The sequence below is a fragment of the Maribacter aquivivus genome (assembly GCF_900142175.1).
Lineage (GTDB): Bacteria > Bacteroidota > Bacteroidia > Flavobacteriales > Flavobacteriaceae > Maribacter > Maribacter aquivivus.
Genome location: NZ_FQZX01000009.1, coordinates 1 through 18325 on the forward strand (window position 1 = coordinate 1; position 18325 = coordinate 18325).

Sequence of the window (18325 nt, forward strand, 5' to 3'; positions counted from 1 at the left end):
TACAACATGAAATTATCCGCCAACAGGGCAAAGGCAACAGCCGATTACCTAATAGCGGCAGGTATCCCGAGCAACAGGATCTCGTATGAAGGCTACGGAGAAACCGAGCTTACCAACGGTTGTAGCAATGGTGTTCCTTGTAGCAAAGAGAACCATCAACTCAACAGAAGATCGGAGTTTATCGTGGTAGAATAAACTACAAATATCAATTTTATTAAAAGTGGATAGAGGCAATGCTTCTATCCACTTTTTTTGTGTTCTGTGATTAGGACTACAATACTATCATGTATTTCGTCTGATTTTTTGGAATAGAATTTAGAATAAGATTCAATTTAAGACTACAAAAACATAGAATTCTTACAAAAAAGAAGTTATTTCATCCGTTTAAAATACAGGTGTTATCGATGAAATACATCTTTTAGATAAATTTTCATATACAAAAATGATCATTTCACAACAAAATGGTCTTCGCAGGCAACATATGTTGACAATTATTCGAGTTCTCTCTCTATTTTTAGGAAAAATTACCAATACTATGTAGTCTAAAACTTACTTTTAAATTATTGGTTAGCTTAAATTTATCAATACTGTTCTTGGTAATAGCAAACCTCAAATTGTAAGTAAAAAAGATTGTGAAGAGAATTTTAGCATTAAAATGAAGATGATAGTAAAAAAAATAATACCGTTCAACGATACTTTTGCCCTGCTCACCTTTAGAAACATCCAGACGGTATTCAAAGAGTACTTTTTAAATTCTTTAAAATCTTTCTTTGATTTTATACATACAATCTGTCAGTAATATTCTTGGTCTTTACATAAAAAATGACGAATCAACAAAACCCCCAGTTTCATAAAATAACCGCTATGAAAAAATCAAGCTTCCATTTAAATCAATTTTTCAGAATTTTACTTTTTTTTGTACTACAAATTTTAGCATTATTCCCATTAATAGCGGGTACTCCTATTGAAGATAGTATTGGTCCAAGAATCATAAGTACAAAAAGTTTTTTTGCCGATCCCGTATTAGATCTAAATTCTATAGCAACAGGTGTAAATCATGAGGTTCAGTTTAGACCAACAACAGGCAATATATCTCCGTTAAGTTTAATACCGACTTTAACCTCAGATACGAATACAATTTTAAGTGCAACTATTGCTTTTTCAGGAAATGTAAATACAACGGAATTCCTTTATGTTACGAATGGTCCTGTTCAATTCAATTTCTCAACGGCATCGAATAGCCGTAATTTTAATGTTGACGGTTCTACACTGAGGCTAGTTCAAAATTTCGGAACTTTTACTATTACCGAATTATCGGGCAATCCAATTCCGAATGATGTTTTATTGACTTTCTTAAAAACATTATATTATAGAAATGCCACTAATACTCCAACGGCAGGTATACGAACTGCTACTATAGAAGTTAGAGATACCAATTTAGCTACGGCAAGTGCACAAAATATAATACGCGTTTTTGAAAATGGCCCGCTAGCAACAGACGACTCTAATGCTATTTTGGCAAACGCAACGGGAACCATATCTGGTAATGTTGTATCAAATGACTCTGGTAATGGATTGTCGGTATCTGAAGTTGATGTCTACCCTAGTAAAGTGGGTACGTCATATGAAACCCTGTATGGTTCAATTAATATTCAGTCTAATGGTACTTATACATATGATGTAGATGAAACAAGCTCTTCGGTAACTGGTTTAAAAAGTGGAGAAACTTTAGTAGATATTGTTTCTTATACAGTAAAAGACAATGCTGATATTACAGATTATGGTATTATATCAATTTCAATTAACGGTGTAGATGAAGCCCCTACTGCCGTAGATAACAATGATAACGTTACAGTTACTACAGAGCCAAATATATCAGGAAATATAATAACGGATGTTGGAGATGATGGAGTAGATTTTGTAGATAGAGGCCTGTCGACATTGGTATGGGAAAATGAATTCAGCTCCCCTGGGGGAGTTTTTGGTGGTTTATCTGGTCCTGTAAACGGAGCTTCAGCTAATGTAGGTGGGGTAACGCTTGACTTTACTTCTACTGATATTTCTAATATCGGTGTTGCAAATCAAAATCAAGTAGTTTTTCAAACTGGCACTAACGGTGGTCATTTAGGATATCTTTTATACTCTATTGATGGTTCTACTACATCTTTAAATGATACAGAATTAATAATTGATTTTGATGAACCAGTATTTAATCTAGGATTTTTATTGGTAGATATCGATTTTTCGCAGGGAACAAGCTGGCAAGATCAGATAAAGATTAACGGATCATTAAATGGTGCAGCTTCTGCTTTTAAATTTATAACTACGGGTGGTGTCGTAAATTCAGGTAACAATACGTTTTACGGATTAGGTAATGCTGTAGCTACTGATGCAACGGGTAATATTAATGTACTTTTTGAAGAACCTATTAATCAATTAGTATTAAGTTATAATTATGGGCCAAATGCAACTGACGCTGATCAAGGTGGTCAAATTGCAGGTGTTTCAGATATCTATTGGCAAGGTGGAGCGAGTAATGTTCTTATTATACAAATAGATGGTAACCCTGTTACTACTGGTTCTACTTTTGTGGGCACATATGGTACCCTTGTCATAAATCCTGATGGTAGTTATACCTATACTCCAGATTTAAGTAATCCTGCTGTTGCTGGCTTATTGGTAGGTAATACCCTCACAGAAACATTTGATTATAGACTTTCTGATGGTTCCAATTTTGACAATGCAAATTTAATAATCACATTAAATGGTTCTAAAATAGCTCCCACAGTAAGTATATCAACACCTATTGAAGTTGATAATATAGTAGATCATACAGAAGTTAATGATGTTATTATTTCTGGTTCAACTACTGATGTTGAAGATGGCCAAACGGTAACCGTAACCTTATTTGACGGTACAAATACAATTACCACTACCGCAGTTGTAAATTCAGGAATTTGGACAACTGATGCCACTAATATTTCTACTTTAGAGCAAGGTTCGATAACGATTATGGCGATAGTAACCGATTTTGGTGGTAATGGTACATCTGACAATGCTACTATTACTTTAAATATTTGTGGTAATCAAGACTCCGATAATGATGGTGTATTCGATCTTTGCGATGAAGATGATGACAATGATGGTATTTTAGATATTTATGAATCGAATAGTGTTTGTGATTCCGCTTCTTCAACTAATATTCATTTCACAAATGCATCTTACAATGTAATTGCTTTAAATAATAATGACGGGTCTTTAATTACGTATATAAAAGATTTTGATAGCGGTATTACGGCAGTTGCTACAACTACGATTGGTTCAGGTAGCTTTGCCGCTAACACACCAAATTACACAGATGGTACCACGCGAGTAGATATGCAAACGCGTAATTCAAATTCAGATGTTACAGGTACCTCTACAGAAATTGTATTTTCTGAACTTATACTATCATCAGAATTTAATGTAAGAAGTTTAGCTAGAAATGCAGCAGGAAGTTATAATGAAAGTCAGAATATTAAATTTTTCAATAATGGAGTACAAGTAGAGTTTCCTGCAGATATTTATTCGGATATTGGAACAGTGGGTTCGGGTGCTTCTTATGATCCTGTTACAGGAGATGCCATAGCGGCAATAATTGGTGGAGGTGTTCAAGAAGCCAACTTTAGATTTAATATAAATAAAGCAATAGACAAAATTGTAATAACTCAAATGGATACGGCTAATGCCGATAATATTGGGTGGACGGTTAATATTTTATGTGCCTATAATTTAGATACGGATAATGATGGTATTTATAACCATCTAGATTTAGATAGTGATAATGATGGTTGTCCAGATGCTTTAGAAGGTGCTGCAACTTATGGTTATAACGATATAGATGGTAGTTTTAAACTTACTTCAACGGTAGATGCGGCTGGTATTCCTGGTGGGTCTTCTCAAGCAGTCGGTACATCTATAGACAATTTACAACAGTCAGATACATGTTCTCAGTGTTCACCAGACCATCCTTTATATAATGATGCAGATGGTGATAGTGTTGGCGATTTTTGTGATGATGATAATGATAATGATGGTATAGCAAATGCACTAGAATGTACTCCTGCAAAAGGCACGATTTTAACAGGTGATGATACGCTATTGTTAACTGGCGAATATAATAATGGCAACGGAGTAGATCAACAGTTTACAATAACCTCTACCGAATATAATATTTTAGATAAAACCGGTTCTGCAGATAATGGTCTACAGGTAAGATGGAACCAGGGTACAGATCCAACAGTAGCATTTACGCTAACTTTAGAAGAACCTGTAAATGCAGTTCAAAATGCAATTCGTGTTTCTTCTTATGAGCCTAATAGTGCCGTAGGAGGAATACAAAATGCAGATAAGACCGTAACAATTACATGGCCAGGTGGTGGTACTGCTGTGCTGTCTGATCCATTAGGTGAAACAGATTTGGGTAATGGGGCGGTAATAACTTCAGGAACTCCTTTTCAAGTTGCTCCAGATGCAGCCGGACTTTCCAGACTTGTGCCAGATTCGCAATGGTCTTTATTGATTGATACAAGTACAGGAATAACTTTCCCTATGGATATTGGTTATTACGCAGATGGTACTATTAATACAAGTGCAAATCACGTAAACGAAGGTTTTGCATTTAGATCGGTTTTAGATTGTGATAATGATAATGATGGTGTAGCTAATACGCTTGATTTAGATAGTGATAATGACGGAATTTATGATGTTGTAGAATCAGGTGGTACGGATGCAGATGCCAATGGTATTGCAGATGGAGCAGTAAGTACTGAAGGTATCCCTAATACAGCAGGTACAGGTACAGTTCCTACGGAAACTACGGCGGGTACTCCAGATTTTTTAAATTTAGATAGTGATGCAGATGGTTGTTCAGATGCCAATGAAGCATACGAAGATAATACAGCAGATAATGGTGATGGTTTGGTATATAATGATGCCGATACAGCAACTGTTAGTGATGGTTCAGGAAAAATATTAGCAAACGGATTAGTGGCAGCAGCTGCCTATAACACGGGTGCTGTAAGTGCAGTTACTACGGAAGATTTAGATTTAGATGGTGACGGATTAGTTGGTATCTGTGATTTAGATGATGATGGCGATGGCGATCCAGATACTACAGATACGGATCCTTTAGATCCGTGTGTATATAGTACAAATCAGGTTACGGCTAATGCTGAAGCAAGTTGGAATGCATTAGACTGTGATGGTGATGGTGAAACAAACGGATTCGAAATAGCCAACGGTACAGATCCATCAGACCCTTGTGAGGTTACCGTACCAACAGTGCGTGCTCCAGGCGATGAAAATTATGCAGTTTGGGCAGCAGCCGATTGTGATGGAGATAATCTTGATAATGGTACAGAGTTTACCAATGGTACTGACCCTTTTGATATAGATACAGATGGCGACGGTGTTCAAGATGACGTTGACAGTGATGCACTAGATCCATGTGATCCAGTTCAGCCAGCAGGTTATACAGGTTATGATGCTACCAATGCTATTTGGGCAGCAGCAGATTGTGATGGAGACGGAGTTACCAATGGAACTGAAGCTACCAACGGTACAGATCCATATAGTACAGATACAGACGGTGATGGTGTTCCGGATAATACAGATACAGATGCTTTAGATCCTTGTGATCCAGTACAAGCAGCAGGTTACACCGGTTACGATGCTAACAATGCTATTTGGGCAGCGGCAGATTGTGATGGTGACGGAGTTACCAATGGTACGGAAGATACCAATGGTACGGATCCTTACAATGTAGATACTGATGGTGATGGTGTTCCTGATAATACAGATTCAGATGCTTTAGATCCTTGTGATCCAGTACAAGCAGCAGGTTACACCGGTTACGATGCTAACAATGCTATTTGGGCAGCGGCAGATTGTGATGGTGACGGAGTTACCAATGGTACGGAAGATACCAATGGTACGGATCCTTACAATGTAGATACTGATGGTGATGGTGTTCCTGATAATACAGATTCAGATGCTTTAGATCCTTGTGATCCAGTACAAGCGGTAGGGTATACAGGTTATGATGCTAGCAATGCTATTTGGGCAGCGGCAGATTGTGATAGTGATGGTGTTTTGAACGGTACGGAAAATACCAATGGTACTGATCCATATAGTTCAGATACCGATGGTGATGGTGTGCCAGATACCACAGATGCTGACCCGTTAGATCCTTGTGATCCAGTACAAGCAGCAGGTTACACTGGTTACGATGCAACCAATGCTATTTGGGCAGCGGCAGATTGTGATGGCGATGGAGTTTTAAATGGTACGGAAGCTACTAACGGTACGGACCCTTACAATACAGATACCGATGGTGATGGTGTTCCAGATAACACAGATTCAGATGCTTTAGATCCTTGTGATCCAGTACAAGCGGCAGGTTACACAGGTTATGATGTTAACAATGCTATTTGGGCAGCGGCAGATTGTGATGGCGACGGAGTGATTAATAGTACAGAAGTTACCAACGGTACGGATCCATATAGTACAGATACAGATGGTGATGGTGTTCCAGATAATACAGATGCAGATCCATTAGACCCTTGTGATCCTTCACAAGTTGCAGGTTACACAGGTTACGTTGCAACCAATGCTATTTGGGCAGCAGCAGATTGTGATGGTGATAATGTTACCAATGGTACAGAAGATACTTTTGGTACTGATCCATATAATACAGATACCGATGGTGACGGAATTCAAGATGATGTGGACAATGATCCACTTGATCCTTGTGATCCAGTTCAAGCTCCTGGTTATACTGGTTATGATGGTGGTAATGCAATATGGGCAGCGGCAGATTGTGATAACGACGGAGTAATAAATGGTACAGAAGTAACCAATGGTACTGATCCATATAGTACAGATACTGATGGTGACGGAGTACCAGATGATATTGATGCTGACCCGTTAGATCCTTGTGATCCAGTTCAGGCAGCAGGTTATACAGGTTATGATGCTACAAACCCAATTTGGGCAGCGGCAGATTGTGATGGTGATTCAATTATAAATGGAACTGAAGTTACCAATGGTACAGATCCATATAATCCTGATTCTGATGGTGACGGCATTGATGATGGTCAAGAAGATACAGATGGTACAAATCCATTGAACGATTGTGAATCTATAGGAGGTAGTCCTTTACCAACAAGTGATTGTGATGGTGATGGTGTGCAAAATTCTTTAGATGCATGTGAAGGTTTTGATGATGCTATAAACGCAGATGGTGATGCGCTACCAGACGCATGTGATGAAGATGATGATAACGATGGTATTCCAGATACAGTAGAAGGTTCTGGTGATTTTGATGGAGACGGTGTTCCAGATAGTTTAGACTTGGATAGTGATAATGATGGTATTCCGGATCTTGTTGAAACAGGTAATGGTAGTCTAGATACTAATGGTAATGGATTTATAGATAGTACCGAAAGTGGAGTGGGTACCAATGGTATTCCAGATATTTTAGAAGATGGTGGTGTAGATGGTGCCGGGGTAACAGCAGTTCCTGTAAATTCTGACGGTACAGCTGGTCCAGATTATTTAGATATTGATTCTGATAATGATGGTATTAGAGATTTAGTAGAAGCACAAACAGATGCTGCTTTAGTACAACTTTCTGGTAACGATTCTGATAATGATGGTATAGATGATGCTTTTGATGTGGATAACGGCGGAAGTTTAACAACTTCACCAGAAGACACAGATTTAGATGGTCGTCCAGATTATTTAGATATTGACTCTGATGGTGATGGTATAATAGATAATATTGAATGGCAATCAACTTCAAGTCATCTTTTTCCATCTGCAGATTCAGATGGTAACGGTTTAGCTGATAATTATGAAGTTGCACCTGCGGGTTCTGGGGAATCTATCAATGAACCAACAAATTCAGATGGAACGGATATGCCTGATTACAGAGATACAGATTCTGATAATGATGGTTTAGATGATATGACCGAAGTCTATGATTATAATGATGATTTGACTTCTGATATTACTCCATCAGGTATAGATGCCGATAATGATGGATTAGATGATACTTTTGATTTAAGCATATCTGCACCTAATGGCATAGCAGATTCAAACGGAGCTACAAATGATAATCAAGATGTAACCGGATTCTTAAATACTCAAGATCCTTTTACAAGTGAAGTAGATTTTAGAGATGAACATGTTCATTTAGAACCTACTGATACAGATGGTGACGGAGTTGATAATCTCATAGATATCGACAATGACAACGATGGTATTTTAGATTATGTAGAATCATTAGGTTTCCAACCTACAGATACGCAAGGAGATGCATGTGGTATTCCAGCCGGTTCATTTAAAGGCGGTAGTTACATAACAGGTACCGGTAGTGGTGCAGGTACTGTAGGTGCAGAATATAGGTTCTCACCTGTGGTTACATCATCATTGGGTGTTTTAGATGCTATTGTTAGAATTACGGATGTTGATAATGCTACGTTGACATCAATAGATGCATTTCCAGCAGGTAGTAGTGATGATGCTTGGCAACCTACTTTTGATGTAGGAGATGGAACAAGTATTGCGGGTGAAGAAGGTAGTATTTCTTTTAACATTCGTTTGGTAGCACAAGGCACAGATTTTCAAGTGAACCTTATTAGATTCGGTGGGGTAATCTATGATATTGATGGTGCAAATACGAAAGAGAGTGTTACACTTACGCGACCAGGTTTATATGCTGTAGATAGTAATTCATTGCTTACAGTATCAGAAAATTTAGCTACGGGTACCGCAACTTTTGAAGGTCCTGATGAAACATGGCCTGGAGTTGATTTTGGACCTAAGTTGGCTGCGTATTTTAACTATTATGAAACTACAAACCTTGATTTAACTTTTACTGGAGAATTGCAAACAGGTTTTGCTACACAAGATTATTTAGGGTCTATTTTATTCCAAACTTGTGACATTAACGGATTGTTCACACCTACGAATACAACATCGGCAAATAGTCTTGATGGTACTGCATCTGGTGGTGGTTCGTCACCAAAATATACTATTTATCAAGGTATCGACAGTGATAATGATGGTATTGAAGATCATTTGGATATTGATTCTGATAATGATGGTATTCCAGATAATGTAGAGGCACAACTTACCTCTTCTTATATTCCAAGAGGAACAGTTGATAGCGACACTGATGGTTTAGGAAATCCATATGAAGGAACAGGTAATGAAGGTTTAACCGTTATTGATACAGACCTTGATGGTGTTCCAGATTATTTAGATTTAGACTCAGATGGCGATGGTTTTACCGATAGAGTTGAAGCTGGTTTCACATTAGCTTCAAACAACCTAGATTCTGACGGTGATGGTTTATTAAATGGATATGATGATGTAGATACACCAGGTACTCTTTTTGATACTAATGATGATCAAGATAATGGAGCTTCAGATTTACCTAACATAGCTAAAACTACAACTCCAGAAGTTGATTACCGCGAAGTTGGTATTGATGATAATGATTTAGATGGTATAGCAGATTCTATTGACTTAGATGATGATAACGATGGTATTTTAGATACGGTTGAAACTTCAGGAATTGATCCTAGTGCTGATGATGATTCTGATGGAATATTAAATTATAGAGATACCGATTTAGGTGCTGATGCCAACGGTGATGGTATTGTAGATGTTTTTGATGCCGATGGTGATGGTGTTCCTAACCACTTTGATTTAGATACAGATAATGATGGTATTTATGATGTTGTAGAATCTGGCAGTGACCAAGCGTTTACCGCTGGTGTTGTAACTGGTGCGGTAGGTACAGATGGTATTCCAAATTCGGTACAAGCAAGTGGTCAGCAAAATAGCGGTACCGTAAATTATACGGTATCAGATTCTGAAACTACTTCTGATGGAATATTTGATTTCTTGGAATTAGATGCTGATGGAGATGGATGTAATGATGTTATCGAAGCTGGATTTACTAATCCTAATGCAGACGGAATATTGGGCGATGGTGCTACAGTTGTTGATGCAAATGGTATCGTAACAGGTACTACTGTTGTTGATGGATATACTACTCCAAATAATTTAGATAGTGCTACAGATTCAACATTCGACTTTCAACAACCAGGTGTTGTACCAACAATAGCAACAGCAGCTGAACAACCTCAAGATGTGTTAACAAATGGAAGTTCTCCAGAGACATTTACGGTAACGGCTACAGGTACAGATGTACTGTATCAATGGCAAGTAGATGACCAATCTGGTGGTGGTTTTGTTGATATAGACGATGCAAATGCAACTGATATTTATTCAGGTAATATTACAGAAACATTGACTTTAACAGGTATAACAACAACACAACAGGGTTATGAATATAGAGTGATAATTACAGAGACTAGCTTTGTATGTTCGCCGTTAACTTCTAATAGTGCTTTGCTTACGGTAGATGTAACTCCGCCAGCAATACCTACTTGTGATAGTCAAATTACGAATGACACAACACCTGTTATTACGGGTACTGCAGAAGCAAATTCTACGGTAACTGTAGTAGTTGCCGGTGCAACATATACAGCAACAGCAGATGCTTCTGGCAACTGGACAATTGATACGGAAACTGCTATTGCAGATAGTGGTTCATTTACACCAAATGTAAATGGAACAAATGAAGTAGCCGTAACAAGTACGGATGCTGCTGGTAATAGTACTGATGATGTTACAACTTTAGAGTTGACAATAGATACTACAGACCCTGCGATTCCTACTGTAGAAAGTCAAATTACAAATGATATAACACCTGTTATTACAGGTACTGCAGAAGCAAATTCTACTTTAGAAATAGAAGTAGGTGGTGCAATTTTCACCATTATTACTGATGCTTCTGGCAATTGGACTTTAGATACCGAAGTTGAAACTCCGGAAAGTGGAATTTTTGATCCAAATGTAAATGGTGTAAATGAAGTTGCGGTCACAAGTACAGACGCAGCGGGTAATAGTACAGTAGATATTACTACTTTAGAGTTGACCATAGATATAACTGCCCCAACGGCTCCAACAGTTCAAATTACTGAAGACACCAATAATGATGGTTTAATTAGTGATGATGAATTAACAGGACCTATCAATGCAGTAGTTACACTACCTGTTGATGCTGTTGTAGGTGACACTGTAACTATTACAGATGGTAATGGTAACTCACAAGACGTGGTGCTTACCGCAACTGATATTAGTAATGGCGATATAACTGTTATAATTGCCAACCCTGGTGAGAATGGTACCATTGTCGTAACGGCTAATATTACAGATGTGGCTGGCAATACAAGTGCGGATAGTGCTACAGATACAGCAGTACTTGATACCACGGCTCCTTTAGCGCCAACAGTAGTTATCTCTGAAGATGTTGACAATGACGGATTAATAAACGAAGACGAATTTGTAGGTGATATTGATGCTCGTGTAACGCTTCCAGTGGATGCGGTAGCAGGAGATACGGTGACTGTTACTGATGGTAATGGAAACTCTCAAGATGTAATCTTGACGGCAACTGATATTACAAACGGGTTTATTGATGTAGTAATCGCAAATCCTGGAGATACGGGTACTATTGTGGTAACCGCAAATCTTACAGATGTTGCTGGCAATGTTGGTCCAGATAGTGCTACAGATACTGCGGTACTTGACCTTACAGATCCATTAGCTCCAACAATACAGATTACCGAAGATGTCAATGATGATGAATTAATAAATGGAGATGAACTAGTAGGTGATTTAGACGCTGTGGTAACACTACCTGCAGGAGCAGTTGCTGGTGATACCGTTACGGTAACTGATGGTAATAGTAATTCACAAGATATAATACTTACTGCAACAGATGTCGCAACGGGTTCTATAGATGTGGTCATCATTAACCCAGGTGAAAACGGTACTATTGTATTAACTGCTAATCTAACAGATGTTGCAGGTAATGTTGGTCCTGATAGTGCTACTGATACCGCTGCCATTGATACAACAGCTCCTTTAGCACCAACAGTAGTTATCTCTGAAGATGTTGACAATGACGGATTAATAAACGAAGATGAACTTGTTGGTGATCTTGATGCTCGTGTAACATTACCTGTTGATGCAGTTGCCGGTGACACGGTTACGGTAACCGATGGTAATGGAAACTCACAAGATGTGGTACTGACCGCAACAAATATATCTGATGGATATGTAGATGTTGTAATTGTCAATCCTGGAGATATGGGTACCATTGTGGTAACCGCAAATCTAACGGACGTTGCCGGTAATGTTGGTCCTGATAGCGCTACAGATACAGCAGTGCTGGATCTTACTGATCCTGGTGCTCCTACAGTGATTATTGTAGATGACGGTAATGATGATGAGTTAATTAATGAAGATGAATTAGACGGAGATATTCAAGCGGCAATATCACTACCAACTAATATAGCAGCAGGAGATACCGTGACCATAACTGATGGTAATGGAGACTCTCAAGATGTAATACTTACGGCAGCTGAAGCAACCAACGGATTTATTCTTGTTGTAATTCCTAATCCGGGAGATGGTGGTACAATAAATGTAACCGCTCATGTAACAGATGTTGCCGGTAATGTTGGTCCTGATAGTAATACAGATAATGCATTACTTGATCTTACGGATCCAAGTGCGCCAACGGTAGAAATTACCGAAGACACCAATAATGATGGTATCATCAGTGAAGATGAATTAACTGGTGATATTGATGCACGTGTGACTTTAGTTGGACCAACATTTGAAGGAGATACGGTAACGGTTACCGATGGTAACGGAAACTCACAAGATGTGGTATTAACTGCAGCAGATGTTGCCAATGGATTTATAGATGTAATTATTGCCAATCCTGGTGATGGAAATACTATAGTTGTAACCGCGAACTTAACGGATGTTGCTGGTAATGTTGGACCTGATAGTGTAACAGATACTGCATTAATAGATGTTTTAGCTCCTAGTGCGCCAGAAGTAGAAATTGCTGAAGATGTAAGCAATGATGGTTTAATCAGTGCAAGTGAATTGTCTGGTGATATTGATGCAGTAATTATACTACCTATTGATGCAGAAGCTGGTGATACAGTAACCATAACAGATGGTAACGGAAACTCGCAAGATGTGATTTTAACTACGACCGATATAGCAACTGGTTCTTTAGAAGTTATTATAGCTAATCCTGGTGAAGCAGGTACAATAGTATTGGGAGCATTTATTACAGATGTTGCTGGTAATGTTGGTGATGATAGTGCTACTGATACAGCAGTACTTGATACAACGGCACCAACTGCACCAACAGTAGAAATTACTGAAGACACTAATAATGACGGTTTAATTAGTGAAGATGAATTAACGGGAGATATAGATGCTCGTGTTTCTCTTCCTATAGATGCAGAAGTAGGCGATACGGTAACCATTACAGATGGTAATGGAAATTCACAAGATGTGGTTTTAACTGCAACTGATATTACTAATGAATATATAGATGTTGTAATCGCGAATCCTGGTGATACGGGTACAATAGATGTAACTGCAAATATTACAGACGTTGCTGGTAATGTCGGTCCTGACAGTGCTACGGATACTGCGTTGCTTGACCTTACAGATCCAACAGCTCCAACGGTAGAAATTACTGAAGACACCAATAATGATGGTTTAATTAGTGAAGATGAATTGGTTGGTGATATTGATGTAGTGGTAACACTTCCGCCTGATGCGGTAGCTGGTGATACGGTAACTATTACAGATGGTAATGGAAACTCACAAGATGTAGTCTTGACTGCAACTGATATCGCGAACGGATTTATTGATGTAATAATTACTAATCCTGGAGACGCAGGTACCATTGTTATAACAGCAAATATTACAGATGTTGCTGGTAATATTGGTCCTGATAGTGCTACAGATACTGCGGTATTAGACCTTACAGATCCATTGGCTCCGACGGTTGAAATTACAGAAGACACCAATAATGATGGTTTAATTAGTGAAGATGAATTAGTTGGGGATATTGATGCTCGTGTAACACTACCAGCTCAAACATTTGCAGGAGATACGGTAACTATTACCGATGGTAATGGTAACTCGCAAGATGTTATCCTAACTGCAGCTGATGTTGCGAATGGATACATTGATGTTGTAATCGCCAACCCAGGTGATATGGGTACAATTGTTATAACTGCGAATATTACAGATGTTGCTGGTAATGTTGGTCCTGATAGTGCTACAGATACTGCGGTACTTGATCTTACAGATCCAACTGCGCCAACGGTAGAAATTACAGAAGATACCAATAATGATGGCTTGATCAGTGAAGATGAACTGGTAGGTGATATTGATGTAGTGGTAACACTTCCGCCTGATGCAGTTGCTGGTGATACGGTAACGATTACCGATGGCAATGGTAACTCACAAGATGTAATCTTGACTGCAACTGATATCGCAAACGGATTTATTGATGTAATCATCGCAAATCCAGGTGATACAGGTACGATTGTTATAACAGCAAACATTACAGATATTGCTGGTAATGTTGGTCCTGATAGTGCTACTGATACTGCAATACTTGACCTTACAGATCCATTAGCACCAATTATAGAAATTACAGAAGACACCAATAATGATGAATTGATCAGTATTGATGAGCTGTCTGGTGATATCGATGTACGTGTAACACTTCCTGCTCAGACATTTGCAGGTGATACGGTTACGATTACCGATGGTAATGGAAACTCACAAGATGTGGTATTAACTGTAGCAGATGTTGCCAATGGATTTATAGATGTAGTTATCGCGAATCCTGGTGATTTAGGTTCTATTGTTGTAACGGCTACTATTACAGATGTTGCCGGTAACGTTGGTCCTGATAGTGCTACAGATACTGCAACTCTTGATTTGGCAAATCCAACGGTCGATAGTTTTGATACTATAGATATTACACCGGTATTAACTGGTCAAGGAAATGCTAATGAAATTTTAGTAATTGAATTGGATACGGATGGAGATAACATTCCTGATGTTACCTATACCGTGACTACGGATGCCAGTGGCGATTGGAGTTTAGATACGGAAACGGCAATACCAGATTCAGGTAGCTTCCCAGTTCTAGTAGATCAAGATGTAATTAATATTACAGCAACAGATCCTTCTGGAAACACAGGAACGGGAACGGTAACAGTTTCAGTTGATACTGATAATGACGGTATCAATGATAAGGAAGAGGTAATGATAGGTACTGACCCTAATAATCCTGATACGGATGGTGATGGAATTAACGACGGACAAGAAGTTAATGTTGATAATACAGATCCTTTAGATGATTGTAGTTCTGTAAATGGATATCCATTGGCCGACAGTGATTGTGATGAAGACGGATTAACGACAGAAGAAGAAGTAGCGTTAGGTACTGATATAGATAATCCGGATAGTGATAATGACGGATTATTGGACGGTGAGGAAGTAATGTTAGATACGAATCCTAATGATTCAGATTCTGATGATGACGGTATTCTAGATGGTCAAGAAGTATTGGACGGCACAAATCCTTTAGACGATTGTGATCATAATGGCGGTACGGCGTTGCCGGATAGCGATTGTGATGGCGACGGATTAACGACTGCTCAGGAAGATGCAATCGGAACAGATTCATATGAAGCAGATACCGATGGAGATACTATCCCTGACGGACAGGAAATAATCGATGGTACGGATCCATTGAATCCATGTGATTCATTGAACGGAGTGCCAACACTTGATGCTGGTTGTAATGCTGAGGTAGTTGATAGCGGAATAGCTGTTGCCAATGAAGTAATTACTCCAGATGGAGATGGGACCAATGATTTCTTTGGAATAGAGAATATAGAATCATACCCGAACAACACGGTTCAGATTTATAACCGTTGGGGAGTAGTTGTATATGAAATGTCAGGTTATGACAATAGAACAAATGTATTCACAGGGTCTTCAGATGGTAGAGCAACGCTTAGTAAAGATTCAGAGCTACCTGTCGGCGTGTATTTCTATGTAATTAAATATGTGAATGACGGCAACAACCTTAACAAGTCGGGTTACCTATACATAAACAGATAAAAAATTCCCCTTAAAATAAATACGATGAACAAATATTTTCTAACCATTATAATTACCGTAGCGGGACTTTTTATGGGATATTCCCAACAAGACGCCCAGTACACACAGTACATGTACAATACGATATCGGTGAACCCTGCGTATGCGGGTTCCCGAGGGGTATTGAGCATAGCGGCACTGCACCGTTCGCAGTGGGTGGGGCTTGACGGCGCACCTACAACGCAGACACTGAACTTCCATACCCCGGTATCGGACCATGTAGGCCTTGGGCTATCGGTGGTGAACGACGAGATCGGTAACGGCACCAACCAGGATACCTATATCGATGCGGCGTTCAGCTATACGGTGAACACCTCTGAAGAAGGCAAGCTGTCGTTCGGACTAAAAGCGGGCGGACACCTGTTCAACGTCGACTTTACGAAACTAAGAAACTACGGTGCGGAGACCAACCTACCGAACATAGACAACAAGTTCTCGCCGAACTTCGGAGCGGGCATCTATTACCATACGGACCAGTTCTATGCAGGGCTATCGGTTCCGAACTTTTTACAGACCGAGCATTTCGACAGTTCGGATACGAATAGTTCCAGCCTTATCGCACAGGAACGTATGAACTTCTATTTGATCACGGGCTATGTGTTCGAACTAAAGAACAACGTAAAGTTCAAGCCTGCGGCACTGATAAAAGCAGTAAAGGGAGCACCGTTACAAGTTGACCTTAGTGCGAACTTCCTTTTCAACGACAAGTTCTCTTTGGGAGCGGCGTACAGATGGGACGCGGCATTGAGCGCACTGTTCGGTTTTCAACTGAACGACCAGTTGATGCTGGGTCTTGCCTATGACAAGGAAACGACCGACCTGGGAGCTACACGGTTCAACGACGGTTCTTTCGAGATCATGCTGAGATATGAGTTCTTGAACAAGTACAAACGAGTGATCACCCCAAGATTCTTTTAATAAAAAACGACATGAAAAAAACAGGATATATTTTTTGTGGCTTGGCGGTAATGGCTATGATGGTAAGCGCACAGGACAAGAAAGTACGTAAAGCGGATACAAAATTCACGAACTATGCCTATGCCTCGGCGATACAATCGTACGAGCAATTGGTAAAGGACGGGTATACCGAAGAAGAGGTGTACAAGAATTTAGGTAACGCAAACTATTTAAATGCAAACTACGAAGAGGCGTCGAGCTGGTACGGCAAGCTGTTCTCGCTTAAAGGAGCGGATATCGACCCTGAATATATGTACCGCTACGCACAGACGCTAAAATCTTTGGAAAACTATACGGAATCCGACACATGGATGAACAAGTTCAAATCGACCAAAACCATGGACCAACGTGCCATCGCTTTTGGAGAGAACCAAGATTATTTGGAACAGATCGAGGAACGCTCTGGCAGGTACGAACTAAAGAACATAGGCCTGAACTCGAAGGTATCGGACTTTGCGCCCTCTTTCTATGAAGACGGACTGGTGTTCTCTACGGCAAGGGACAGCGGATTGCTATCTAAGAACATCCATAAATGGAATAACGGATCTTTCTTGAACCTGTACAAGGCTGCACAGGACAATCAAGGTAATTTTACCAATGTAGATAAGCTATCTAAAAAGCTGAACAAGAAAACCCATGAATCGTCAACTGCATTTACCAAAGACGGGAACACAATGTACTTTACAAGGAACAACTCTGACGACGGCAAGTTCGAAAGAGACGAAGACGGGGTAAGCCGATTAAAGATTTACAAGGCGACCAAAGAAAATGGAGAATGGAACAATATAGAAGAACTACCTTTCAATGGTGACAGTTATTCGGTTGCACACCCAACGCTGAACAACGATGAAACGAAACTATACTTCGCCTCGGACATGCCCGGCACGAAAGGGGAATCGGATATCTACGTTGTGGATATCAACAAGGACGGTACATTCAGTACACCACTGAACCTGGGAGAACGAATCAATACGGAGGCAAGGGAGACCTTTCCGTTCGTAACGGAATCCGATAAATTATATTTCTCTTCTGACGGGCATCCGGGACTTGGAGGGCTTGACGTTTTTGCAACGGACCTGAAGAACGAAAGAGGAGAGATCTACAATGTAGGACGCCCTTTGAACGGCGAGGAAGACGACTTCTCGTACATTATCAACGAAGAGACGAAGAAAGGCTTTTTCGCATC

The 18325-nt window shown here is 39.5% G+C and carries 3 protein-coding genes and 1 pseudogene; all 4 read left to right on the forward strand.

All coding sequences use genetic code 11. From position 1 onward, the window contains the following. Positions 1 to 195, forward strand: a 195-nt coding sequence (locus BUC31_RS19800) for an OmpA family protein (RefSeq protein WP_139252041.1), incomplete at its 5' end; no start/stop codon positions are given. Between the two features lie 669 nt (positions 196 to 864). Further along, positions 865 to 16143 (forward strand): Ig-like domain-containing protein, encoded by a 15279-nt coding sequence (locus BUC31_RS19805; RefSeq protein ID WP_170861988.1) that lies wholly within the window; start codon positions 865 to 867, stop codon positions 16141 to 16143. A gap of 24 nt (positions 16144 to 16167) precedes the next feature. Next, the gene (locus tag BUC31_RS19810; RefSeq protein ID WP_073247514.1) at positions 16168 to 17100 is read left to right on the forward strand and encodes a PorP/SprF family type IX secretion system membrane protein; all 933 of its coding nucleotides are present in this window, start codon (positions 16168 to 16170) and stop codon (positions 17098 to 17100) included. A gap of 11 nt (positions 17101 to 17111) precedes the next feature. Beyond that, positions 17112 to 18325, forward strand: a pseudogene (locus tag BUC31_RS19815) (PD40 domain-containing protein); the annotation flags it as partial.